Annotated in this window: 24 protein-coding genes and 2 pseudogenes; 11 read left to right on the top strand and 15 right to left on the bottom strand. The window is 49.2% G+C overall.

What is annotated here, in order from left to right; translation table 11 throughout:
• The first annotated feature begins 17 nt into the window (after positions 1-17).
• From PHU01S_RS09755 to PHU01S_RS09770, 4 genes are all read left to right on the top strand, one after another.
• A complete protein-coding gene (locus tag PHU01S_RS09755; RefSeq protein WP_083436291.1) occupies positions 18-983 on the top strand; it encodes a TIGR03571 family LLM class oxidoreductase in 966 nt (321 codons plus the stop codon).
• Positions 984-1,013: 30 nt separating this feature from the next.
• Positions 1,014-2,021, top strand: coding sequence for an LLM class flavin-dependent oxidoreductase (locus PHU01S_RS09760; protein ID WP_127507390.1), 1,008 nt, complete (start codon positions 1,014-1,016; stop codon positions 2,019-2,021).
• A gap of 106 nt (positions 2,022-2,127) precedes the next feature.
• Positions 2,128-3,150 (top strand): LLM class flavin-dependent oxidoreductase, encoded by a 1,023-nt coding sequence (locus tag PHU01S_RS09765; protein WP_127507392.1) that lies wholly within the window; start codon positions 2,128-2,130, stop codon positions 3,148-3,150.
• A 216-nt stretch (positions 3,151-3,366) separates the two neighbouring features.
• A complete protein-coding gene (locus tag PHU01S_RS09770; RefSeq protein WP_246029190.1) occupies positions 3,367-4,395 on the top strand; it encodes a zinc-binding alcohol dehydrogenase family protein in 1,029 nt (342 codons plus the stop codon).
• A 196-nt stretch (positions 4,396-4,591) separates the two neighbouring features.
• On the opposite strand, the gene PHU01S_RS09775 is transcribed toward PHU01S_RS09770, so the two are convergent.
• The gene (locus PHU01S_RS09775; RefSeq protein ID WP_048748742.1) at positions 4,592-5,386 is read right to left on the bottom strand and encodes an SDR family NAD(P)-dependent oxidoreductase; all 795 of its coding nucleotides are present in this window, start codon (positions 5,384-5,386) and stop codon (positions 4,592-4,594) included.
• A gap of 287 nt (positions 5,387-5,673) precedes the next feature.
• Here PHU01S_RS09775 and PHU01S_RS09780 point away from each other — a divergent pair, with 287 nt between their 5' ends.
• Positions 5,674-6,120, top strand: coding sequence for a GlcG/HbpS family heme-binding protein (locus tag PHU01S_RS09780; protein WP_048748741.1), 447 nt, complete (start codon positions 5,674-5,676; stop codon positions 6,118-6,120).
• Between the two features lie 128 nt (positions 6,121-6,248).
• Here the strand turns inward: PHU01S_RS09780 and PHU01S_RS09785 are convergent, their stop codons facing one another.
• The 5 genes from PHU01S_RS09785 to PHU01S_RS09805 all read right to left on the bottom strand — a co-directional run bounded on the left by PHU01S_RS09785 (position 6,249) and on the right by PHU01S_RS09805 (position 12,389).
• Positions 6,249-7,388 (bottom strand): zinc-dependent alcohol dehydrogenase, encoded by a 1,140-nt coding sequence (locus PHU01S_RS09785; RefSeq protein ID WP_048748740.1) that lies wholly within the window; start codon positions 7,386-7,388, stop codon positions 6,249-6,251.
• Between the two features lie 182 nt (positions 7,389-7,570).
• Positions 7,571-8,998 (bottom strand): GntP family permease, encoded by a 1,428-nt coding sequence (locus PHU01S_RS09790; protein WP_084781725.1) that lies wholly within the window; start codon positions 8,996-8,998, stop codon positions 7,571-7,573.
• A 50-nt stretch (positions 8,999-9,048) separates the two neighbouring features.
• A complete protein-coding gene (locus PHU01S_RS09795) occupies positions 9,049-10,182 on the bottom strand; it encodes a glycerate kinase (RefSeq protein ID WP_049868584.1) in 1,134 nt (377 codons plus the stop codon).
• Entirely contained in the window at positions 10,179-11,045 is an 867-nt protein-coding gene (locus tag PHU01S_RS26885; protein WP_127507396.1) for a methyl-accepting chemotaxis protein, read from the bottom strand. The genes PHU01S_RS09795 and PHU01S_RS26885 overlap by 4 nt, the downstream gene beginning before the upstream one ends.
• A gap of 156 nt (positions 11,046-11,201) precedes the next feature.
• The gene (locus PHU01S_RS09805; protein WP_127507398.1) at positions 11,202-12,389 is read right to left on the bottom strand and encodes a CdaR family transcriptional regulator; all 1,188 of its coding nucleotides are present in this window, start codon (positions 12,387-12,389) and stop codon (positions 11,202-11,204) included.
• 186 nt (positions 12,390-12,575) lie between these two features.
• Between PHU01S_RS09805 and tlp the strand changes: the two genes are divergently transcribed.
• Positions 12,576-12,800, top strand: a complete 225-nt coding sequence (gene tlp / locus PHU01S_RS09810) for a small acid-soluble spore protein Tlp (RefSeq protein ID WP_048748327.1) — start codon at positions 12,576-12,578, stop codon at positions 12,798-12,800.
• Between the two features lie 202 nt (positions 12,801-13,002).
• Here tlp and PHU01S_RS27130 read toward each other — a convergent pair whose 3' ends face one another.
• The 3 genes from PHU01S_RS27130 to PHU01S_RS09825 are packed head-to-tail and all read right to left on the bottom strand — an operon-like array spanning position 13,003 to position 14,917.
• Positions 13,003-13,389, bottom strand: a complete 387-nt coding sequence (locus PHU01S_RS27130; RefSeq protein WP_127507436.1) for an SCO family protein — start codon at positions 13,387-13,389, stop codon at positions 13,003-13,005.
• Complete coding sequence (locus PHU01S_RS09820; RefSeq protein WP_021877650.1) at positions 13,390-13,896, bottom strand: GNAT family N-acetyltransferase; 507 nt, start codon at positions 13,894-13,896, stop codon at positions 13,390-13,392.
• Between the two features lie 19 nt (positions 13,897-13,915).
• Entirely contained in the window at positions 13,916-14,917 is a 1,002-nt protein-coding gene (locus PHU01S_RS09825) for a glutathione S-transferase family protein (protein ID WP_127507401.1), read from the bottom strand.
• 610 nt (positions 14,918-15,527) lie between these two features.
• On the opposite strand from PHU01S_RS09825, the gene PHU01S_RS09830 reads away from it, so the two are divergent.
• A complete protein-coding gene (locus tag PHU01S_RS09830) occupies positions 15,528-15,734 on the top strand; it encodes a hypothetical protein (RefSeq protein ID WP_164763038.1) in 207 nt (68 codons plus the stop codon).
• A gap of 210 nt (positions 15,735-15,944) precedes the next feature.
• Here PHU01S_RS09830 and PHU01S_RS09835 read toward each other — a convergent pair whose 3' ends face one another.
• Positions 15,945-17,069 carry an NADH-dependent flavin oxidoreductase gene (locus PHU01S_RS09835; RefSeq protein WP_127507405.1) on the bottom strand — a complete coding sequence of 375 codons (1,125 nt, stop codon included), beginning with the start codon at positions 17,067-17,069 and terminating at the stop codon, positions 15,945-15,947.
• A gap of 229 nt (positions 17,070-17,298) precedes the next feature.
• Here PHU01S_RS09835 and PHU01S_RS26625 point away from each other — a divergent pair.
• Positions 17,299-17,421: pseudogene (locus PHU01S_RS26625) on the top strand (LLM class flavin-dependent oxidoreductase); the annotation flags it as partial.
• Between the two features lie 155 nt (positions 17,422-17,576).
• On the opposite strand, the gene PHU01S_RS09845 reads toward PHU01S_RS26625, so the two are convergent.
• The gene (locus PHU01S_RS09845; protein ID WP_127507407.1) at positions 17,577-18,068 is read right to left on the bottom strand and encodes an SRPBCC family protein; all 492 of its coding nucleotides are present in this window, start codon (positions 18,066-18,068) and stop codon (positions 17,577-17,579) included.
• A 347-nt stretch (positions 18,069-18,415) separates the two neighbouring features.
• On the opposite strand from PHU01S_RS09845, the gene PHU01S_RS09850 reads away from it, so the two are divergent.
• A complete protein-coding gene (locus PHU01S_RS09850; protein WP_049868591.1) occupies positions 18,416-18,760 on the top strand; it encodes a hypothetical protein in 345 nt (114 codons plus the stop codon).
• A complete protein-coding gene (locus PHU01S_RS09855) occupies positions 18,757-19,704 on the top strand; it encodes an LLM class flavin-dependent oxidoreductase (protein WP_127507410.1) in 948 nt (315 codons plus the stop codon). The genes PHU01S_RS09850 and PHU01S_RS09855 overlap by 4 nt, the downstream gene beginning before the upstream one ends.
• A gap of 355 nt (positions 19,705-20,059) precedes the next feature.
• Here PHU01S_RS09855 and PHU01S_RS09860 read toward each other — a convergent pair.
• The 3 genes and pseudogenes from PHU01S_RS09860 to PHU01S_RS09870 all read right to left on the bottom strand — a co-directional run.
• Positions 20,060-20,485 (bottom strand): annotated as a pseudogene (locus tag PHU01S_RS09860) (FN3 associated domain-containing protein); the annotation flags it as partial.
• Positions 20,486-20,497: 12 nt separating this feature from the next.
• The gene (locus PHU01S_RS09865; RefSeq protein ID WP_307721792.1) at positions 20,498-20,875 is read right to left on the bottom strand and encodes an ASCH domain-containing protein; all 378 of its coding nucleotides are present in this window, start codon (positions 20,873-20,875) and stop codon (positions 20,498-20,500) included.
• Entirely contained in the window at positions 20,847-21,896 is a 1,050-nt protein-coding gene (locus PHU01S_RS09870) for an N-acetyltransferase (protein ID WP_127507416.1), read from the bottom strand. The genes PHU01S_RS09865 and PHU01S_RS09870 overlap by 29 nt, the downstream gene beginning before the upstream one ends.
• Positions 21,897-22,019: 123 nt before the next feature.
• Here PHU01S_RS09870 and PHU01S_RS09875 point away from each other — a divergent pair, with 123 nt between their 5' ends.
• On the top strand, positions 22,020-22,535 hold the full coding sequence (locus PHU01S_RS09875; protein ID WP_246029192.1) for an ATP-binding protein: 516 nt from the start codon (positions 22,020-22,022) through the stop codon (positions 22,533-22,535).
• 100 nt (positions 22,536-22,635) lie between these two features.
• Here PHU01S_RS09875 and PHU01S_RS09880 read toward each other — a convergent pair whose 3' ends face one another.
• Positions 22,636-24,111: a hypothetical protein gene (locus PHU01S_RS09880; RefSeq protein WP_127507420.1), complete on the bottom strand. Its 1,476-nt coding sequence runs from the start codon at positions 24,109-24,111 to the stop codon at positions 22,636-22,638.

The raw sequence follows: 24,111 nt of genomic DNA on the forward strand, positions 1-24,111 counted from the left end.
TTTAAGGAGGACCAAGGGTGAGTTTTCAACATCATCGCGCCTATAACAGCATGTACCGGAAAGGCAAAATGACACTCGGATTTATCCTCCCGACTGCCAGGATGTCTAAAAATCCGATTATGGAGAATCAGCTGGAGCTTGCCCGTAAAATGGAGGAATATGGCTTTGCTTCATTATGGCTCCGCGATATTACGATACAGAATTTGAATATTGATGATAACGGCCAAAAGTACGATTTATGGATTTATTTGACCTATCTTGCTGCATATACGAAGCACATTGCGTTAGTGACAGGAAGTGTGGTTCTCCCTTTGCGCCACCCCGTCAGGGTAGCCAAGGAAGCGGCATCGATCGATCAATTGTTCCCAGGTCGATTGATTATGGGAGTGGCCTCAGGGGACAGGGAAAAAGACTTTACCGCTTTAGGGATATCTAAGCAGGAAAGCGGTCCGTTATTTAAAGAAAATTTCGAAATTCTCGACCGGCTGTTGAAAGAGGATCAGCCGACAATCCACAGCCGCGCCGGGCTGATCGATGGTACAGATATGAGGTTAATCCCAAAGCCTGTATCTTCGATTCCGACCATGGTGACGGGATTCAGCAATCAGTCCATCAATTGGATTGCCAGGAATGGGGATGGGTGGCTTCAATACCCGCGCAGCATGAATGAACAGGCTCAGCTTATCCAGGATTATCGTGCTTTAACTGATGGTTATGCTCCAGGAGAGTTTAAACCCTTCTCTCAAAGCTTATTCATCGATTTATCGGAAAATCCCGATGAAATGCCTGTTCCCATACCTTTAGGCTATTCCGTGGGAAGAAACCGTTTGGTCGATCTGCTTCATCAGTTTCAAACGATTGGCGTCAACCATTTGGCGTTTGTTCTGTATTTTTCCAAACGCCCTCCAGAGGAAGTCATTCAGGAGCTTGGAGAATTTGTTTTACCCTACTTTCCAACCCATAAAGGTACCGGCCAGCTTTAAGAAGTTGATTGTATAGAAGGAGAAAAATGTATGACAAAGAAAATAGACCTTTCCGTACTCGATCCCTCCCCAATTGTCGAGGGAGGATCAGCCGAGCTTTCCCTTCAAAACACGCTTGATCTCGCAAAGAAAACAGAACAATGGGGATATAAACGGTTTTGGCTTGCTGAACATCATAACTGGGCAGGAATGGCGAGCTCAGCATCCCCGATTGTCATTGGACGAGTAGCCTCTGTCACGGAAAAAATGCGTATTGGGTCAGGCGCAATGCTGCTTTCCCATTATTCCCCTCTTTCCGTGGCGGAGCAATTTGGAACATTGGAAACCTTCTTCCCCGGCCGGATCGACCTTGGATTGGGGCGGGCACCCGGCACCGACCCATATACCGCAAATGTATTGCGGCAGCGGGTTGCTGGTGAACCTGATTTTGACGCCAAGCTCCATGAGCTTATCGCTTATCTTTATGGTACAGGAACAGCCACTAAGGATGGTTCCTTTCGCTTTCACGCCATTCCCGGCGAAAAAACAAATGTGCCGATTTGGCTGTTAGGTTCCGGGTCCTATAGTGCCCAATTGGCTGGATTACTCGGGTTGCCTTTCTCTTTCGCGGGACATTTTGCTCCAGGCAACATGATGGAGGCCATCCAACTGTACCGTGATTCTTTCCGTCCGTCTCCATTTTTGGAAGAGCCTTATGTACTGTTAGCCGTTCAAGCGGTGGCTGCTGATGAGAAACAGGAGGCACAAAGGCTTGCCACTTCGATGTATCAAAAATTTCTTTTGTTGACCCGCGGACAGCCCTCGCCCATCTTGCCTCCTGTTGATCATATGGACGAGCTTTGGAACGATAATGAACGCAGGGCTGTTGAAGAACAGCTATTCACCTCCATCATCGGGGACCCTGCAGGTGTGAAGCAGCAGCTCCATGAGTTGATAGAACAGACTGGCGCTGATGAAATCATGGCTCATACAGAGATTTTTGATCATAAGGCACGGCTGCGCTCTTATGAAATTTTGGCTCAGGCTGCCGTAAATTAAACAGGGTCTGGTTTAATAAAGGATGTATTTTCTGCAGATATTAATTCAGTTGAGTTCATGTGATTTAGATTGAACAGTAAAAGAAGACAAGAAAGAAGATGAGCATATGCCTGAAAATAATAGAAAACAACTTACGGATATTCCATTCTCGGTCCTGGATCTGTCTCCAATTGCAGATGGAAGTACGCCGGCTGATTCCTTTCGCCATACTTTGGAGCTGGCCCGCCTCGCCGAAAAGCTGGGGTATAACCGATACTGGCTCGCTGAGCATCACAATATGCCATTTATCGCCAGCTCTGCAACATCGGTAGTCATTTCCCATGTTGCCGCAGGAACATCAAAAATCCGGGTAGGTTCAGGCGGCATTATGCTGCCGAATCATGCACCTCTTGTTATTGCTGAGCAATTCGGTACTCTGGAATCCTTATATCCAGGACGTATTGATCTTGGCTTGGGCCGTGCGCCAGGCACTGATCAGCTTACCGCACGTGCATTAAGACGCGACTTGAGAAGTTCAGGCGATGATTTTCCTGAGCAGCTGGCCGAGCTCCGGAATTACTTTGACCCTTCCCCGGCACAATATAGTCATGTCAAAGCAATTCCGGGTGAGGGATTAAACATACCTGTCTGGCTGTTGGGTTCAAGCGGATTCAGCGCCCAGCTGGCAGGAGAGCTTGGACTGCCGTTTGCATTTGCGAGCCATTTCTCCCCGCATAACACACTGCCGGCTATCCAGCTGTACCGCCGTTCGTTCAAGCCTTCTAAAGTACTGGACAAGCCGCATGCAATGGTAGGGCTAAACATCATTGCGGCCGACACGGATCAAGAAGCTGAACGGCTCGCTACAACATTGCAGCAGCAGTTCTTGAATTTGATGCGCGGGAAGGAAGTCCCCTTGCAGCCGCCAGTGGACAATATGAATGAAATAGCGAGCGGCAATGAAATCGCTGCCCTTCAGAATCAATTAGGAACTTCGATTGTCGGCAGTCCTCGAATCGTAAAAGAAAAGCTGGAAAAGTTTCTGGAAGAAAGTCAAGCCGATGAAATCATGGCAATCGCCCAGGTCTACGATCATAAGGCCCGCCTTCATTCCTATGAACTATTGGCAGAAATTACTCCGCTAAAATAGGTCAAAACCGGCCGATCCTTTTTTCTCCTTATGTTTACAGCTTCCCTTTAGGCAATACGGCGGCACACAATTAATTACGGTCCTATTAAAGGTTAAAAATAAGAATGTGATATTTTCTCTTTTTGGTATGGTTCCCCGCGCTGTTTGTAACGACGAACCGTGTTTTAGTCATTACCTTGCAAAGGGTATACTAGGAACGAAAGGATGTGGTTTATTATGGCTACAATGAAGGCGGTAGGACTAACTCGATACCTTCCAATTGAAAATCCAGCAAGCTTAGTAGATGTAGTTGTGGAGAAACCGAGAGCGACGGGCCGTGACATCTTGGTCAAAGTCATCGCCATATCGGTCAATCCGGTTGACACGAAGGTACGTGCGCCTAAAGACAGAGTTGAAGAAGTTCCTAAAATTCTAGGTTGGGATGTTGCAGGAATTGTTGAAGAGGTCGGACCGGACTGCTCTTTGTTCCGTCCGGGGGATGAAGTTTTTTATGCGGGCAGCATTGCAAGACAAGGCGGAAACAGTGAATACCATCTCGTTGATGAGCGGATTGTAGGGCGCAAGCCAGCTTCATTGAATTTCGCGGAAGCGGCGGCTCTTCCTTTAACCTCTATCACAGCTTGGGAAGCATTATTTACCCGAATGTCGATCTCTCCGGATTCGGACGCCAACAAAGGAAAATCCCTGCTTATCATCGGGGCAGCTGGGGGTGTAGGGTCCATTGCCATCCAGCTTGCAAAACAAGCGGGGCTCATTGTAATCGGGACTGCTTCCCGGCCGGAAACCGTCGATTGGGTTAAATCAATGGGCGCCGACTATACCATTAACCACCATGAGCCGCTCCTTCCGCAGCTTGAAGCGATTGGGTTTTCAAGCGTGCCGTATATTTTCTGCCTGAATGCTTTGGAAAAACACTGGGCCGGCATCAGCGAAGCCGTTTCTCCCCAAGGAGTCGTTTGCGCAATTGATGATCCTGCCTCTCCGCTCAACCTCAATTTGCTTAAGCAAAAAAGCGCCACCTTCGTGTGGGAGTTTATGTTTACTCGCTCGCTTTATGAAACGGATGATATGATCGAGCAACACTTGCTGCTCAATCTGATAGCTGATGCTGTGGATCATCAACAATTGAAGACGACGCTCTCCGAAGTGCTTGGACCGATCTCGGCAGAGCATCTTCGCCAAGCCCACAAGCTATTGGAGAGCAATAGGACGATTGGCAAGGTTGTTCTAGAGAATTTTGTTTGAACATCTGTTCTTGGAAAAGCACACAATAGAATTCCATTGCCCAATAAGAGAAGAAATAAGCCGACTGCTGGTTGTAGTCGGCTTCAATACATTTCTGAGTACCCTTGAAAGGGTTCCATATAGGTTAACCGCACGAGCGACGTGCGTTAATTGCACTTTTTCGATTCCAATGACTTGATGCTGAGAGGCGATTATTTCAATGAGTTGATTTTTCACTTTTATCCTTTAACCAGCTTTCAAATTCGGAGGCCACAATGCGTTCCCCCGTAATGCCCTCCGCTTCCGGTGAAGCCAAAAAGACAATAGGCTCCGCCATAACCTCCGGCTGCATCAGCCGGAATTTCGCCTCGATCTCGCTGCGCAGATCATCCGGAATCATTCCTGTCGCCGTTGCTCCGCCCGGAAGCAACAGGTTGACCGAAATTCCAACTTCCCTCAGATCCTCCGCCATGATCGCCGACAGCGATTCTGTTGCGGCGCGCGACGGACCGTACGGAACAAAACCCTTTCTTTTCATGGTCTCATGATTCATGGAAATGTTGATGATTCGCCCTTTTCCTTGTTCGATCATGAGTGGGGTGAATCCTCGCGCTACCAGAAAATAACCGGTGAGATTGGTTTCGATAAGATCCCGGAAGCCTGCCGGCGTTACCTTGTAAAAGGGTTGCGGATCCGCCAGAAAACGCGGGTTGACCGTTCGCATCCCGATGCCGGCATTGTTTACAAGGACATCCATTTTCCCCCATTCCGTTTTTACCCATTTCACCGCATCTTCTACCGATCCCTCTGATCTCACATCCAGTGGAAGTTCAAAAACAGTCGCATATCCCTTTTCTTTAAGTTTTTTTACGGCTTCAGTTAATTTTGGCCCTGGACGGGATGCTACTGCTACTTTTGCCCCTTTATCAAGAAGGGCTTCTGCCATGGCATAACCTAAGCCGTCGGAGGCACCGGTAATGATAACATGGACATTCTCCAATGCTTTTACCATTCTTTCACCTCATTCGTTAGAGTGCTTTCTTTCCGTGGAACAATTTCAAAAAGTTCGCATTGATTTCGAAAGAGCCGTTTTTCGTTTTTCCGGACTGCTCGCCGACATAGATGCCCAAGTTACCAAAAAAAGGGGACCAGACATCTTCGCATGAGAGCAAGAAAAGAAGCGGAAATTTACCCGCTCCATTCATGGATGTACGAATGCTATGATGACGGGATCGAAAGCATACCTAAAGCGCATGATTCATATCATGTATCGAATCAGTCGAGAGGGAGAGGACACAGATGTTGAAAATCACACTGGAAGTCGCCAAAGTGTTGATTCACGCAGCGGAACTCCGGGCAAGGGAGCTCGGGATCGCGGAAGTGATCGCCATCGTAGACGATGGCGGGAATTTCGTTGCTTCTCATCGGATGGACCATGCCTGGCTGGCCAGTGTCGACATCGCCCTTAATAAGGCATGGACGGCGGTCGCGCTAAAAATGCCCACGGCGAACCTTGCTCCGTTGGCGGTCCCGAACGGGGAGCTGTACGGGATCAATACGACCAACCACGGACGCGTGGTCGTGTTTGGAGGGGGGATTCCGTTGGCGTACGAAGGAAGAATCGTCGGGGCGGTCGGCGCAAGCGGCAGTACGGTCGCAAACGACATGGAGGTTGCGAAAGCGGCGGTGCGGGCTTACGCAACCTATCCAAAGGCGCGGATCGGGTCTTCCGGGGGCTTGCTGTAAACCTGGCGGTTTTAGCCCTATAACGGAACTAGGTCCCGCCAATATTGACGAAAGATCGGCTAAACACACGGGGCTGTCCCTCAGGATACAATTCCCCGTGGCACAGCCCCTCTTCTCATTGCCGTCATTTAAGGCTTCAGGACAAATTTAATGCATTCGTCCGCATGGTTGTAAAAGGTGTTGTACGCGTCATGCGCCTGATCGAGCGGCACTTTATGCGTGATGATCTCCGTCGGATCGAACTCGCCTGCCATAATTTTTTTATACAGCATCGGCATGTAATGAATGACGGGCGCCTGTCCCATGGTCAGCTTCACGTTTCGTTCCCAAATGTTTCCGAACATGAACTGGTTGTATTTAGAACCGTATACCCCTGTAATCTGAATTGTGCCGAATTTCCGCACCGCATTCATCGCGATGTTGATCGGGCTGAGCGTTCCGCCAACCAGCTTGGCCTTCTGCTCCTCCTCCTCCAATGGCGTCTTCTTGCCGTCCATTCCGACGCAATCGATGACGACATCCGCACCCCCGCCTGTTATTTCTTTTATATGCAGCCCCATGTCTGTGAAATCTTCAAAGTTGAAGATTTCGACTTTATTCATTTTTTTGGCATGGTTCAGCCGGTACGGGAGATTGTCGACTGCGATGACCCGTTTGGCCCCTTTCATCCAGGCGAATTTTTGCGCCATCAAGCCGACGGGGCCGCAGCCGAGCACCACCACCGTATCCCCCTGCTTCACGCCGCCGTTGTCCACGCTCCAATAGGCCGTCGGCAGAACGTCGGACAGGAACAGGAGCTTCTCATCCTCCAATTCGCATGACTCCGGAATAACGAACGGCATGAAATTGCCGTACGGCACGTAAAGCAATTCGGCTTGTCCGCCCGGATAATTCCCGTAACGTTCGGTAAACCCAAAGTAACCTCCCGTATCCACTTGAGGGTTGGGGTTGGAGTTGTCGCATTGGCTTTCCATTTCATGCTGGCAGTAATGACAGCTGCCGCAAGAAATATTGAACGGGAGCACAACCCGGTCCCCTTTTTTGACCTTTGTCACCTCAGGGCCCACATCTTCGACGATGCCCATCGGTTCATGTCCGACCACGTATCCGGTTTGGGCTTGAATCGCCCCCTGGTATATATGGAGATCGGAACCGCAAATGGCGGTCGAGGTGATCCTGACGATAATCCCGTCTTTTTTCTGAATCGTCGGATCAGCGACCTGCTTCACCTGCATGTCCTTCATGCCATTGAAAGTTACAGCCTTCATAATCACCCTCCTGTTATGGCACGCCTTGAACTTGCATGCATGCTTCTATTATGGAAATGGAGAGTGATGATCATACATTCCATGCACGGTATTTTCGACGAGCATGCCGGTGTAGGGAGCCCTAAAGCACTGCTTTAATAGTACTATTCTTCCTGCATCACTTTTAACAACAGGCGTAGTCCTTACAGGAAGAACAGCCCCATAATCACAACGACGACAATACCGACCAGGCCTTGAACCAATGTCGCCATGGTTTGGGCGCGATAGGCGGTATTCAGGTTCATCCCGGAGAACTGGGATACAACCCAGAAGTAGGAATCGTTAACATGGCTCACGACCATCGCACCGCATCCAATCGCCATTACCGTTAACATTTGCCCGATCGGCACCGATCCCATCATCGTATCGAGCCCCAGTGACGGAATCATGGGCATGACGAGAGTCGATGTGATAACCAGTGAAGCCGTCGAGCTGCCTTGAGCGGTTTTCAGGAGAGCAGCGATAATAAAGACGAAGAGAAGTGCTCCCGCACCGACCATTGCGCTGTTGCCGCCAATAAGCGTCTTCACGTAATCCGCAATCGGGGTTGCGCGGATGACTGCGCCCAATGCGCCGCCTGCTCCCGTAATCATGATGATGATCGCGGAGTCCAGAAGGCCTTCGCTCATCCATTTGGTAAGGGTTTCTTCGTTGCGCTTCGGAAGAAGCCAGAACATGGCGAGCAGCAACCCGATAAAGAGAGCGTTCACGGGTGCGCCGACAAATGTGAAGAACGTATAGGCAAAACCGCTCATCAGCAATTCTTTGTTCCCTTCGGCATCCGTTCCCACAGGGAAGTTGGCGAATGAACCCAGAGCCAGCAAAACGATAGGGACAAGCAAAGGAGCGAACGCTGCCGTTGCCGACGGCAGTTTGCCGAAGCGCTGTTTGTACTCTTCGAATGTTTCCGTTGCTTCATCAAGGTTGGAAGGCAGCTTGGAAGCGACTGTACGAGCCCATATGTGGCCTGCCAATGCAACCGGGATGGAAACGAAAAGACCGATTACGATGACCCAGAATAGTCCGTCCGGACCGATTCCGACATTCGTTGCGGCCGCGATAGGGCCTGGAGTAGGGGGGACAAGCGTATGAGTGGCGTATAAACCGGTTGACAGGGCAACGCCCAGCGTAACGACACTGACTCCCGTCTTCTTCGCCAATGATTTCTTCAGGGAAGAGAGGATAACATATCCGGAATCGCAAAAGACGGGAATGGACACGATCCAGCCGATAATGGACATTGCAACAGCTGGATGGCGGTCACCCAGCAGTCTAAGGACAACGTCGGCCATTTTAACCGCCGCGCCAGATTTCTCTAGAATCTTTCCAATCATCGTTCCGAAGATGATAACGAGACCAATGCTTGTTATAATTCCGCCGAATCCGCTGGTCAGAGTAGCCCCAATGTCTTTGATTAGAGGACCCTCTATACCGTTCAATTTGGCGAGCAGGTTCGTGCCCAAAGCCAGGATGTATGTAGCGGCCACGATGGAAATGAAGGGATGGAGCTTCCATCTTGCTGTCGCGTATACAATGAATACAATACATACAAGTAGAAGGCCTAGTAGAATAGGTCCTAAATTTATGGCTTCTTGAGTAAACCCGTCAGCTCCCACTGCTATTACCTCCCGATCATGTAGATACGAATAAGTTGTTCGGCTTGTTGTTCGAGCAGCTCGGCTGCTTGTTCCATCGCTTCTGAAAGAGACATAGGGCGGTTCATGATGCTGACTACCGCATGGACGCCTTCTTGATATAAGGCATCGATGCCCTTACCTATAGAACCGGATAGGACGATGACAGGTACGCCGTGTTTTCGGGCGATTCTCGCAACACCGCATGGCGTTTTTCCCCGGGCGGTTTGAAAGTCGGTCTGTCCTTCACCTGTAATAACCAGGTCGGATCCTTGTACATATTCTTCGAGGTTAGTCGTTTCAGCCACGATATCGAAGCCCGACTGAAGTTTGCCGCCAAGGACAGCTATGATTGCGCCAGCCACACCCCCGGCTGCACCGGCGCCCGGAACATTGTGGATCGCCACACCGGTAGACGATTTCAAGATGTCGGCGTAATGATGAAGATTGCAGTCAAGTTCGTATGCCATTTCGGCAGTGGCGCCCTTCTGCGGTCCGAAAACATAGGAGGCGCCATTCGGGCCGATAAAAGGATTATCGACATCGCAAGCTACCGTAAAGGTCGATTCCTTCAGCCGCGGATCCAGATCCGTCAAATCGATATGCGCCAAACGCCCTAAACTTCCGCCGCCATAAGGCAGCTCTTTGCCGTCCTCGTCGAGCAATTTTACGCCCAGCGCCTGCAACATACCGGCGCCGCCGTCGTTGGTCGCACTACCGCCGAGTCCGAGTATAAATTTCCGGCAGCCAGAATCAAGACCTGCACGAATCAATTGGCCGAAACCATAGGTGGTCGTAAGCATCGGGTTGCGTTCTTCTTCACCGATCAAGAACAGACCGGATGCCATAGCCAGTTCGATGATGCAGGTAACCGTGTCGCCTGAAACTCCGAAGCCCGAACGTATCTCCAAGCCTAATGGATTCAAGACGTTAGCCGACACCGTAGTACCGTTGGTCTGCTCGACCAAACAATCCATGGTGCCCTCGCCTCCGTCAGCCATAGGCGCGATGAAGATAGCGCTTTCAGGAAGCGCTTTGCGAATCCCTGCTTTTATGGCGAATGCGGCTTCTTTTGCCGACAGGCTGCCTTTGAATGAATCGGGCGCGATGATAATTCTCATTTGATGTCTCCTTGATCCAGTTCCTCCATCAGCTGTTCAATATGAACCACATGCTTCGCGACATCCTGCAGGGCTGCAGCTTGATCGTTAGCCGTGATTTCATTCGCTTTAACTTGCTTCTCGATGTTGCGGAACCTATTTTGGACTTGGGTAAGAGCGTGTTGAATCTCTTTTACGGATTTCTGACTCTTTTGGGCCAGCTTACGTATTTCGGATGCGACGACCTCAAAGCCTCTTCCGGCTTCTCCGGCTCTTGCAGCTTCAATAGCGGCATTCAGGCCGATCAGATTGGTTTGGTCCGCGATTTCATTGATTATCGTCAGAACCTCACCAACATTGTTGACATGCTCGCTGCCAGTCCGTACCTCTTCAGAAGCGGCTGCACTGGCGGATACGAAATCCTCTGAGCTTGCCGTGATTTCTTCGATGGAGGCAGCCATATTTTGCAGCAGCGAGAAGGCGTTGGAAGAAGTCCTGTTCCGCGTAACAGCTTGCTGATAATTCCGAAGCCATAGAATAACAGTCCTTACGGCAACTCTAACCACCGGGCGCATTTCTTGCGGATTACCCGTCATCCCGATGACACCCACACGATGGCCATCGAACTCAATGGGGAGATTGCATCCGGGTCGGACGCCCTCCATTCGAAGTGCGTCTTCTTCCGTTATCATAGCTTCATTCAGGAGGCCTTCCATAATTTTTTTGGCGCCTTCATGAACCGTCCCTTTTCTTTCCGGTCTCGTCGTGGATAGAATAACACCCCCAGCACCCATCAGATTAACGTTTTGTCCGGTTTCTTCATGAAGTATCATCACAATCTCATCTAAGAAGCCCTCTTGCCGTGACAAATCATAAAGATTCATATCGATAATTTCCTTTCCCTTCCGATGCTCAATTTCATTATAGAATGTGCTGATTTTGTTGCAATATATAAAACATACAAATTAGATAGCGCTTTCAATTCAATCTTTTATATATATTGTATAAAAAGTGGTTGCTGAACAGTCCTTTAATTAACCTTATTTCATGCGTACGAGAAGAAGCGCCACATGCATCTGGGCCGCTTGATCGAAGTTTCTAGGATTGTTGCCCGATATCTCTTTGATTCGATCCAATCGATACAGCAGCGTATTTCTGTGAACGCAGAGCATCTTCGCCGCAGAAGCAATATTTAAGCTGCAGTTGAGAAATGCGTTCAACGTCTCCATCAAATCCGGGAAATCGGGAAGAGCGCCCAGCGATCGGTCAATAATATGCGCCCTCGTGGAGGCATTTACTTCGGCACACATGAGCTCAAGACCGAGATCGTAAAAATGCTTGACGGCGGCGTTTTCAGGAAACAGCCGGTTTATTTTCAAAAGGGTTAGCGCCTCTTTGTAGGAAACGTGCAGGGCATCTGCGCCGGGTACCTGTCGTCCTACCGTAAGATAAGCTTTGGTGCTCATCCGCTCCGAGATCAATTTCCGGATTTGGTTCGAGATCGACTCAAATCGGCTTCGATCGGTCAAAGGCTGCATTTCCGTAATGATAACCCAACGGTTCCTTTGTACCCGGGAGCACAAGATTTGCCGGGGGTTTGGAAACAGGTTCGATATTTTGCGGACGAGCGATCGATGAATCTCTAACGTTTCTGTTTGTTTATCGCTATTTTCGGTTTGGATAACCCATGCGCTTCTTGGAAGGGTAAGATCAACGCCAAGCAGCTGGCCTCTGGCTATCACCGCATCGAGCCCACGGTCGTTCTGCCCGGCGATCAAATCCTGTACCAGAAAGTCGCGCGCCTTCTCCTCGTTGCCGACCTGTTCACTCAGGAAGGCTTGCTGCAGCATGAGCTCCGTCATCATTTGAACCGCTTTGCCGAAAGGCTGCACTTGATCCGGATCGCCCGTTATACCGATAACGCCTATGACCATATCGTCAAAGCGTATAGGCATGTTTATGCCTGGTTTGGTTCCTATCATCTTCTGATAGATCTCTTCGGTTATGATCTGGTCTACACCGTTCTGGATAGCCTTTGCGGCTCCTTCGTGAAAGATACCTATTCGCTCATGATCGCTGGAGCTGATGATAATGCCATTAGCGTCCATAACGTTCATATGCAATGCTGTTAATTCCTTTGTTTTCTGAACAATATTATCCGCAAGAGATCGAGTAAGAATCATCACATTTAACCTCACAACCTGTATTTTGATTTTTACTACCTCCATATACCAAAAAAAAATATTGCCATTTTGTTGGCATTTACGGGTCGGAAGGCAGCCTAAGTCCTAATGGCGGGAGGAATTATACCTTATATCGGTATCCAAAAGATAATGCATAAAACCGTTCGTTAGCGAACAAGCTACTTGTTAGTGCTCCAGCGAGCGCTTCAATTACCAGGAGGCGATAAACGTATGGCAAAACCGGATAATCGAGCAGATAATGTGGAGCATTTACAGCAAAGTATTCAGAATACAAAGCAAAACCTGAATGAAGCTGAAGAATATTTAAACGAATTCTCCTCTGAAATCAGCAGCGAGGAACGCAACCAAATCGAAGAAAAAAATGAACGCCGTAAAGTAAGCATTAAAGGCTTTCAAGAGGAAGTTAAGGACGAAGCAGCACATAATCAAGAGTAAGAAAAAAACGGCGATTCAACCCCACACCTGCAAAATGGGGCTGAATCGCCGTTAGCCTTTTAGGAGGACAATTCCGCCAGCAGCTTGCCATGTCTGTCAAGCATCCGGTCCATGGATGGTGAACAGCTATGACTCAACTTCATGCTTATCCTCCCATACCGTCTACGGCTGGTAGAAGTAGACTTTACTCCCAGCATTGCTCTCAACAGCGCCTTGAATGGGCTGTTACGATGGCATGGAACATATAGCAGCCGCGTAAATTGACAAGTGATAAAGTTCCTCCCTCATCTTTCATCACTAGAATGTCAAAATTGCCGGCCTCTTCCCCACGCAGAAAATCCCAGCCACTGAGGTCGGCCTCTAATTTTTCCGAATACTTTATAAGTGCCTCAGCGGTATCCCTCTCTGGGTCAATCGTAAAAGAAAAAAACTCTGCATCGCGGGTCCCGGCCTCGATCTCTAAGACGTCGAGCAGCTGCGCCCGAGCATCCGTACCGCCATCTGCCCCACGTGCTGGCGACGCCCCATATCGGCTACGTGACGCAAGCTGCCTGCCGTCGGTTCCTCGAGCACTCCGTCCGCAGGCCAGTCAGGCATCCAGCGAGAGCCTGAACGCTTTTACCGTAATGCCATCGTCCGCCGGTTGAAAATCATACTGCGGCACGTGTTCGAAACCAAGCCTCCCGTACAATTGAAGGGCGTCCTTCATAAACTCGCCGGTATGCAGGCCGATCCACCGGCAGCCTCGGGCTCTAGCCCGCCCGATGCATTCTGCGATCAGCGCCGATGCCACGCCCTTCCCCCGATATTCGGGAGACACCGCGAGCATTCGGATCTCCGGATAGGCCAGCTTCAGGGCATGGCCCTCGTATGCATCCGTGTCTGGCGGGAACATCGCCACGCTGCCTGCGATATGTCCGTCGACCTCGGCGACGATGAGATCGACGCCCGGCTGCGTGTCGGCTTCCGACGTGATCGCCCGCGCCAGCGCCTGCCAATGGGCGTCCGGAATGGACTTCGCGTGCTCGCGGTAGGCGTCCAGTCTTTGTTGCCGAATGTAGCTCCTCTCGCCCGTTGCGGCGTTGCGTAGATTCATCGTTTTCGACTCCTTCCTGTTAGACGCGAATGAGAAACTTTCCTTCCTGACCGCTCAGTACATGCCGATCGTGCGGCGAATCCCAGACGGCCAAGTCCGGCCCTTTCGGCAAAATGCCTGCTTCCGGCTTGTCCGTCGCAATGGTGATCGACAGATGATAGTGCCGCTTGATCGCGTCGAAATCGGTCGTGTCGCCGAATCCAGGGGTCTGGTACAGGTCGCGCGCATACCCCCACAAGTGTTTGAACTCGCGTATGAGGGTGCGGTTGGTCCGGAACGCGGTATAGTAAGCCGCATCGAACCGGACCAACGTCGTATACAGCCTGACGTCAGAGTCCGTGATGTAATCCCCGTGCAAAAAGCGGCGCTCCGACAGCCTCTGCTCCAGCTCGTCCAATCGGGCGAACAGCGTATCGTAAGCGGCGTCGTAGGCCTCCTGGGAGCGGGCGAAGCCGCATTTGTATACGCCGTTGTTGATGTCGTGGAAGATGGTCTCGTTCAAGGCGACGATCTGATCGTGCAAAGGCTCCGGATACAAATCGGGCGCATTCGGCTTGTGATAGGGGGCCCACGCCGTCTCCAAATCGTTGGTCAGCTTGAAATAGTCGTTGTTCGCGACCTCCCGCTTCTTCACGTCCACGACCGCCGGCACGGTCGGTCTGCCCTCGTAATCCGGGTCCGTCATCAAGTAAATCTCGCTCATATATCGAATGCCGAGCACCGGATCGACGCCGTCCGGGTCCAAAGAGAATTCCCAGTCCACGCGCTGAAGCCTTGGCCTCATCGGACTAACGGTTCCCAGGCTGATCGCATCCTCGAGTCCGAGGACGCGCCGGACGATGACGGACCGATGGGCCCACGGGCATGCCGCGGACCACAACAGGCGGTATCGCCCCGCTTCGACCGGCAGCTCGCCGGGCCCATCCCCGAACGGGGTCGTGAATCGATTGATCTGACGTTTGAACGACCCGTCCTTCGTGATCTCGTCAGGCTTGTGGCTGGATTGTTCGCTCTGGGTCATATTTCTCATCCTTTATTGGGGATTTATAGCTTTTATTCTATCTCATTCTCGGCGGCCCTGACACTATGATGTGACTGGCGCCGCACCCCGTTCACGTCCACTGAAAATAAACCCAAAGCGCTTTCGTTATTCGCTCAGGCACAGCTTGGCACATGCTCATATATTGCTTATTTCACAGAGAAGGGAAGGGGAATGCTGTGGGGACGCATATCAAAATAGCCAACCAACAAATCGGAAAAGCACGGGAACACTTCGGAAAAGTAAAGGATAAAGAGCTGGCGGAAAGCTTGAAAGACTCTTCCACGCGGACGTCTTCATGCTGCTCGGGCGGTCAAATATAGGGGAGAAGTGTTGATCACCCTAAAGAAGCCGCCTATCCGCATATGCCGAAATGGATGCCAACCCGCGAGACAAGGCAGACCCTATTACATGATGGAGTGGATCGAAAATCGGAGGCTTGAAGCGGAGGAGTAAGGTTGCTTGCGCCTGGGGCGCGCGCTTGACGAGGTTTAAGCAAGATAAGCGAGAGGCGTATTGGTTTAAACGGCATGGGCATGATTGCATGACGCCATATCAGGACGCCGCGATTATTCTTCGGAAGCCCTCCGTGATGAGCATGCTGGCCGAGGAAAAAACCTTCCGGCGGCCCTCATCCACGGAGACGTTACTTCCGAACCTGATCAACCCCTCGCTCCTGTATGCGTTGCTGACGGGTTACGAAGAAATAAAGCTCCTGCTTCCCGAGAAACGAGCGTTGATCCGGGCCTTATTCGCCTTTCCGCGCGAAGCCTGGATCGCGGCCTTCATCTTGCGCTGAATCGCAAAGGGAAAACGCTTCGCCTGTTGAAGCAATCCTGGGATGCGCGCCTTCCCAGCCTTGCACCCATTTCCTGTCAATGCGGAGATGACCGTGATGATCAACAGCGCCGCCCACCCCAGCAGCTGTGAGCACCGCCGTACAGCCGTTTTTGTCATCGGCTTATCCCAAAATGGACGCATGACGGAAATGCCGGCTGCGGCGAGACGTTCAGTCCACCACCGGGAACCAGCCCGGTGCGCCCATGATGCCCTGCCAGAGCGGATGCGGAATGACCAGCCGGCGCTGGTCCTGCTTGCTGAGCGTCGTCGCGATCTCGGCCTCCCGGCCTTCCGCGACCTTAGCGACCCAATCGGGCTCCATGATCAGCTCGCGGCCAAGGGCAACCAGCGCTGCGCCCGTCAACAGCGCCTCCAGCGCTTCCTCGGGTGTATGCACGGAGCCGACGCCGATGACGGGCGTCCGTCCTCCGGCCGTATCCACAATCCATTGCAGCCGCGACTTGCTGTCGTCCGCCCCGACCCGCGGTTGGGACCGGAAGTCCATGAGCGACACATGGAGATAGTCCAGCTCCCGGCCTGCAAGCGCGTCAACCAGCTTCAACGTGTCGTCCATCGTGATGCCGTTCTCCTCCGGTTCTTCCGGCGAGAAGCGGTATCCGACGGCGAACGGCCGTTTGGCATGCCCGGCGACGACCCGCTTTACCTCCTCCACCACCGCGAGCGGAAAAGTCAGCCGTTTGGCCAAATCCCCGCCCCAGCGGTCGTCGCGGCGGTTCGTATGCGGCGAGAAAAACTGCTGCAGCAGGTATCCGTTCGCGCCGTGAATCTCCACCCCGTCGAAGCCCGCCTCAATTGCCCGCCGCGCCGTCTCCCCAAAGTCGCGCACGATGGCTTCGATCTCTTCATCCTGAAGCGGCCTTGGCCTGAAATTCCCGTTCTGTTCCGACGGTACGTCGCTCGCACTCACGATATCCCCGTTCGGCACCAGCTCCGGCGGACACAGGCGCCCCCCGTGGAAAATCTGCAGCAGCGCCACAGCGCCTTTTTCCTTGATCGCGGACGCAAGACGCCGCAGGCTTGGGATCATGTCGTCGGTGTCGGCACCGAATTCGCCGGCGAACCCTTTGCCGTTGCGGGTGACGTAGGTGCATGCGGTCACGACCATGCCGACGCCGCCGGCGCGACGGATGTAATAGTCGACCTCGGTGTCCGACACCGTGCCGTCCTCATTCGACGACCAGTTCGTCATGGGGGCCATGACGATTCGATTGTCCACCCGGATGCCGCTTCGCAGCGTAAAGTCTTCAAATAATGGCTTATACTTGGGGTTCATGCGCATGTCCTCCCTATGGATGATTAGACCTTCACTAGTTTGTTCAACAATAGGAAAAGCATGCGAAGATGGAGAAACACGATTAAGATGGCATCAGGATACTTACTGTACGCCGCAACCAATCGGGTACGACAGCTTCCCGACAGCGGATCTGGCCGACAAGCCCTGCCGGGAAATTTAATTCCGCGGTGACGAGGAAAAAGAGGAACACGATGTCATCGTGTATGATCCAGCCGAATCATACCGGAACACGCTGGATTTTGCCACACATGCCGACAAGTGGGGATACCACCGGTATTGGCTTGCGGAGTACCACAATAGGCCTTTTATCGCGAGCTCGGCCACTTCCGTTTGACCGAGCCGTCACCGACTGCGAAAGAAAAACCGTCAGGGAACGTCCCCGACGGCTCTGCAGGATTGGTGAAACGATGTCGGTTCCTTGTTGGGATGAGATGCACCAAAAGCCCGGCCTTCCAGGCCAAGCTCCTTACATATTCCTCCGACAAATCAGCCTGAATCGGAGATGCCCGCTTTGCGTCTTCTCTCCAGTTCTCGTTCCAGGCTCTCTTTTCCCCGGTCCATCGCCCAGTAGTGGTTTGCCCGGAACAACGGCTTGAAAATTGGCGACAGATATCTCAGCAGCGGCTTGTCGGCAGTCACGTACCAATCGAAACGCGCGTTTACGTAATCGCCGTCCTGTTGAAACGTCCACGTGCCGTGGCCGGTCAAATCGCCTGTGCCCTTCAGCGAAATGCTGTGAGGCGCCTGCTCGCCCGTTTTGCAGGACTGCCAGCGCAGCTTGTACGGCAGCTTGCTCTTCGACAGAATGGCGTACACCTCGCCGCCGGTCTCCAGATCTTTGCCGGCCGAATCGATCCTCAAGTACACGCTGGGCCACCATCTCTGATAGTCCGGGAAATTCGAACAGATTTCGAAAACCTCCCAGATGTCTCCTTTAATCCGCCATTCCGTCGGCATATAGTACTCGTTCGTAGCCATGTTCCCTCCTGTATCAAATTACGGGTTTTATTCCATATCATGTTTCTATTTGTAATAATACACCAAACCCCAATTTCCGGTGAACGTGCATCTCAACATTTTTTTTAAGAAAACGTACTGCGGCATCGGTTCAAACCCGAGCTTCGTATCCAAGTTCAGCGCATCTTTCATAGACTCGCCGGTATGCATCAATTCGCGACGCTGCAGCATACAACTCACCTATCACGATTCGAATTGAAAGCCAGGAAGGTATAGGAACGGAATTAATCGTATATGTACAAAATGAATAGGAATAATAAGCAAGATAAAGTGTTCTTGCACAGGAGTTATGAAGGGAGTCCATTACTTTGAATGTTGAATTGTTAAAGGATCTGATTAAGGATGATCGGGGCAATTATTACGCAGCAGTCCACAAGGAAGGGAAGGAGCTGACTTTGGTTAATGCGATGCTAGAGCGGTCTTACGTAGATTTATTGGAGTTTAATGAGGAATTCAAAAACAAGTATGCAGAGTACGAGCACCAGTTCATTGGCAAAATCATCATGGATAAGGTGCGGCACGACGTCGTATTCGCTTCCAAAGAGGACGGTCATGGCCGAATGCATGATTTGGGCAAGGTAATGAGCGAATACACGGTTACGTTTATCGATATGATTGAATTTTACCGACATCCTCGAACAGGACGCCTATGACAGCGAAACCGATTAAACTTAGTGTTTTGGATTTGGTCCCCGTTTTTGATGAGGTCGATGCAACCTTTGCACTGGGACAAGCTGTAGAGCTGGCTCAAGCAGCCGAAAGACTGGGATATTTCCGTTATTGGGTGGCGGAACATCATGATATGCCAGGGCTGGCATGCACCTCAACGGATGTGCTGCTATCGCATATCGGTGCAAAAACGCAAAGCATTCGTATCGGATCCGGGGCATTGCTGTTGCCGCATTATAAGCCTCTTAAAGTTGCAGAATCCTTTCATTTGCTCGCTAGCCTGTACCCGGGACGAATTGATCTTGGGTTAGGAAGGGCGCCCGGCGGTTCCGCTGAAGTCAGTCTCGCTCTTAGTGACAACTTTCTTGAAAATGTCTGGAAAATGCCAGAATTGCTCCGGGGAGTTTCCGAGTTTTTGCAGGGGAGCTATGAATATGAAGGACGTCGGATTACCGCCCGCCCAACTCCATCCGTACCGCCAGAACTGTGGCTGCTAGGGACAAATAAGAAAAGCGCGGCTTATGCGGCTGAGTTTGGAACCGGTTATGTTTTTGGTCAGTTCATGAGCGAAGTAGCCGGGGAGGAAGTATTAAGGGCTTACCGCGAAGGGTTTACTCCGTCAGCTCTTTCCCCTGTACCGCGAGCGATCGTTGCCGTTGGTGTCGTTTGCGCGGAAACAGAGGAGGAGGCAGAGAGGCTGGCATCCTCGGGTACAGCTTTGTTTCAACAAGAAGCTTCCGCAAGGGAAACGGCTCCGCTTTCGGAGCGTAAGCTGCTGATAGGCACGCCTGAGAGCCTAAAGAAAAAGCTCCAACAGTTATCTCACTTGTATGGCGTTGATGAATTCATTGTCGTTACAATGATTCCCGACTATCGGAAACGGTTGCGTTCTTTTGAGCTGCTTGCCCATGCATGCTTAATGGCTTAATTCGTTAATTTAGAACACAGAAACCTCCTATGGTCCATAGGGGATAATTATCCTTCTATAGCCTTCCTCCACCGCTTTTACCGTTCTATCGGCCCTCCTTGACTCCCATTTTTCGCCCTACTTATGATATGGTTCACCGTATCAGCTATATTCCATAAACAAAGGCACCCAAACGGGTGCCTTTGTTTATGGAATCCCAGTACAACCAGCCTAAGGCATCGTGAATTGGGCATTATCATTACCGCTCTGGATCGTTTCGCTCAAGTCGCTGGTTTGAACGTTGGACACTTGGACGCTTACGTAGATGCCAGGCTCTAAGCTCGCCAAGCTATCGACCTCAAGCGTAACCTCGTTCTCATGCCCAACGCCGCCCCAAGTCACGGAATGAACGAACGCCGGTTGGGAGAACATACCGTTCTGAATCAACACCGTGTAGTTGCCATTCTCTGCCGACTTTTTTATCGACGGCCTTGCTGAACGTCATCTTCAGAAGACTGCCGGATGAGCCGGACGCTTCGCCGATATACTCTACACCGGATAAGGAGAGGGGCCGTGTGCTTGAATCGATTCTATAGCTCAGCGTCAACACGTCGCTAACCTCCCAGCCGTCTCTGAAGGCGACGGCATGGATGATCATATCGTTCACTACGTAAATCGGCGAACCGGCACTATACATGAAACTATTTAAGTCCGTGTTATCCAATGTCGGCGTGCTGCCGTTCAAGGTATAACGAATGGTCGTGCCGCTCTCTGCACTCAGTTGGACGTAAGTTCCGTAGGGTACCTCTCCGCTCTAATCAATATAACAAAAAGATTGAGGTGCTCGAAAATTGCTGTCTTGCATAACGGGATCGTAAGGTTGTTCATATTGCACTGCCCTTGAGATCTTTATTGCATAGCCTTCCGTTCGATCTCCAAAATACTCCTGAAAAAAACTATAACTGATGCCAGAATCTTTTTGTGTAGATGACCAGATGGACTCAGGAGAATCGTTTAAAATATATTCTATAAATAACTCCCCTACAATCTTCCCTTCTGGTTTGGTCGAATATACGACAATCGATTCTACATCTTTTTTGAAAATCGTGCGTCGGTACTCGAACTTCTTCTCTCCTGCGAATATCTTTTCAACAAATTCGGGCTTAATCGATAACAAGACTTTCATGTGCATCACCTGCCTGTAAAATGGAATCAAATTGATTGTCGGTCAGTTCAAAATACGTCCAACGATCACTCTCAATCCCAAGTTGATCTATAAGTTGCCCTCGCGTCAACCTCTTCCTTAGAGCAATATTATATACCATCTTTATAACATGCTGACGTTGCTTCCCAAAATAAATACCCTGTAACTCCTCTTTCGTATAGACACTATACTTGTCACAATATTCAATGAATGAGCTAACATCACTGAAACTCTGTTTAGATTTAATCTCTTCTACGACACAAATAGAAGTGGCTACTGACCTGAATCTCGCCTGCCCTTGTCTGTCAGTAGTTCTATAAATGACTATAATGTCACCTGGCCTAAGACCAGAAACCGGAGCAGCGGAAATGAATACTTTATGGATGCTATTTGTGTGTGAAACATCTTCAAGAATATCAAAGCGCTCATTGTTAAGTATTGAGTCCGGGAATAGTCGAGTATGGAATTCCGGGAAAATAGAGAGAATATGCTTTCTTCTCCCTCTTTGACTTATTCTCGGAAAATCCAAGAGCAAATTATTCTTTGTTTCGGTTAAGGATTTCCACAGCACAAGCTCTGTACCGGAAGCAGAGTCCTTAGTTGACCGCTGAATGAAACCATACTTCAGAAAAAGGCTGACTAGTGCCTCGTGCTTAGCAAATACTGTAACGTAAATTCCTTCAACACCTCTGCTAATTGCAACATCTAAGGCCCTTTTAATAAAGCGTTCTCCCAACCTTGTGCCATGCGGGTTTACTTTCATTGTACCTATCTTCAATACGGATTTCGCTTCAATTACCGGTGTGACATCTTCAATTGGACCATTCTCTACTTTTAAGTATAGAAAAGCTTCCAATTTTCTTTGGGGATTGTACAAAACATATGCTTTTTCTTGAGCCTTCCTTTCAAACCAATTTTCGAAACCCGGATAGTCTCCTTTAAGACTATCGAAAAACGGGTCGGCAAGATCGATTTCAGAGAAAAGCTTATGCTGAATATATCCTTCCAAATAATGTCACATCCTTATTGAGTCTGAATCCTCTTCCATGTTACCATATTTTTGAATCCTTGGTAGTATTGGTTTTGGTATAGTTCTTAGAAAGCCGAATGGAGGATTACACTTTTGAGAAAAATGATTTTTTTTGGTGGTATTCATGGAGTCGGTAAAACCTCATTATGCAAAGATCTCGCTACGCTACACGAAATTCCCCACTTTTCGGCAAGTAAGTTGATATCTAATGAAAAAGAAGAAGTCTATTCGCGTAACAAATTGATTCCAGATATAGAACAAAACCAAGATTTTCTATCGAACTCGTTAAATCGACTTACGATCAGTGGCTGGTTCTTGCTTGACGGACACTTCTGCCTACTCAATCAGTCCAGTGAGATTACACGCATCCCCTTTGAGACATTTAGTAGAATATCACCTACCATTATCATTGTACTGACTGATTTAATAGGCTCCATCCAAGAAAGATTTTCTCAAAGAGATGGATACCAGTTCGATTCTAAACTCCTTGAAAGCTTTCAAACTGCAGAGATTGAGTATGCTCGTGAAATTAGTAATCATCTAAATATCCCATTTTTTGTGGCCCAATCTGGAGATACAATGAGTATTCGTAAAATCATGAGTAAGATTATTCAATAGACATGGACTAGGAAAAATTTCGCCCTACTTATGATACGGTTCAGCGTATCATCTCAAATGCGAAATTTTTATCTCAGCTAAAAGAACAAAAAACCCCCATTTAGAGGGTTTCAAATGCAGTTAATTCAAAAGAACCATTTTTTCTAAGTACGTAATTGGTTACAACTTCAATATCCTCCATATAGTCATCCATATGTTTAGCATTAAGCATGTAATAGCCTGCCAATTGAATGTCATTTTCCTCAATATCCAAAACTTCTAGATTTTGCGAGACACTTTCAATTTCTTTGTAGCCTCTTTTATCTAACTCGTGAAATAGTAATTCAATACCGATTAATGGTAATGTGTTTATGATTATTTCAACTGTACTTATCTCCAATAAAGAGAGGAACGGGAACAACTCTTCAAACTTATAGCCATAATTATTGTAGGCTACCTGAATTGTCTTTATTATTCCTTCAGTTTCCGGTTCTTGGGGAGCTTCGGTTGGTTGATTTTGTAGATCTTCACCAAGACTTAAAATAATATGAATTGCAGCAAGTTGAACATGATCCTTTTTCGCCTTTTCAATTATTCTTTCAAAAATATATTTTAGTTCCTCGTGATCATAAAACTGAAGAGTTCTAAACAAAGATATCAATTCAAAATAACTCAATCTCTCAAGATCATTAAAGAACCGATCATCTCTGCTAGAACCTTCAATAAAGCTTTTGATCAATGTTCGTAAAATTTTATAGTTTCGCTCGTCTTCGGGGTAAACGTCCTTAGGTTGAATAATTGGGACTATTTCCCGGTACATCTTTCTAAGGTCAGGAGTTGAACTATTATCCACTGCTGACCAGAATGCTTGAATTAGTCCTCCAAAAATAACTTTCTCTGAGTGCCACCCACCTTTAATAACATTGCCGACCCAACTTTTAATAGCATTTTCAAACAATGCTTGGTTAAATGCGCGAACAAATGAAAAACATATCTTCAAAGCGTCTTGTAGCGCATTTGAATCTGCCAATAAGTTTTTATGCTCGTCTTCATTCAAATCGTCGGTTATTCCCAATTCTTTAGCATTATGTGCATTTAACTTTCCAGCCCCGTGAACAGCACAGTGTCTTAGATGACAAACTTTATTAAATTCCTTTAACGCAGCATCTAATGAAGTACCTTGGTTGATAGTAAATCCTAATAGGGAAGAAGATAGGCTACGTATTTCTTTTGAGGATGCAAAAGAATTTTCTTCAAATATTCCTTCTGCTGCTTTTTTAAGCCCATAATAGTCTATCGAACCGAGTTTGATCTTTTGCTCAGAGGATTTCTTTTTTGCATGCGGACATAAATAAATTACTTCACAAAATATCGAGCGCAAATACTTCTCAACAGCCGAAACAAAACCCAGAACTAATAACCTTGAAAGCGAGGGGTTTTCATTCAACATTGAAGGCTCTGTCATTTTCACTAACTCAGTGCATTCGTTATAAAATGTATCAATTGGACTCAAATTTTTAGTTTTTTCAGTTACAAAAAATCTCGAATATTCTATGGTGAGTGTTTCTTCGCTTATATTGACCGTCGGAACTTTCAT

The organism is Paenibacillus humicus NBRC 102415 (genome assembly GCF_004000905.1).
In the GTDB taxonomy this organism is placed as follows: Bacteria; Bacillota; Bacilli; order Paenibacillales; family Paenibacillaceae; genus Paenibacillus_O; species Paenibacillus_O humicus.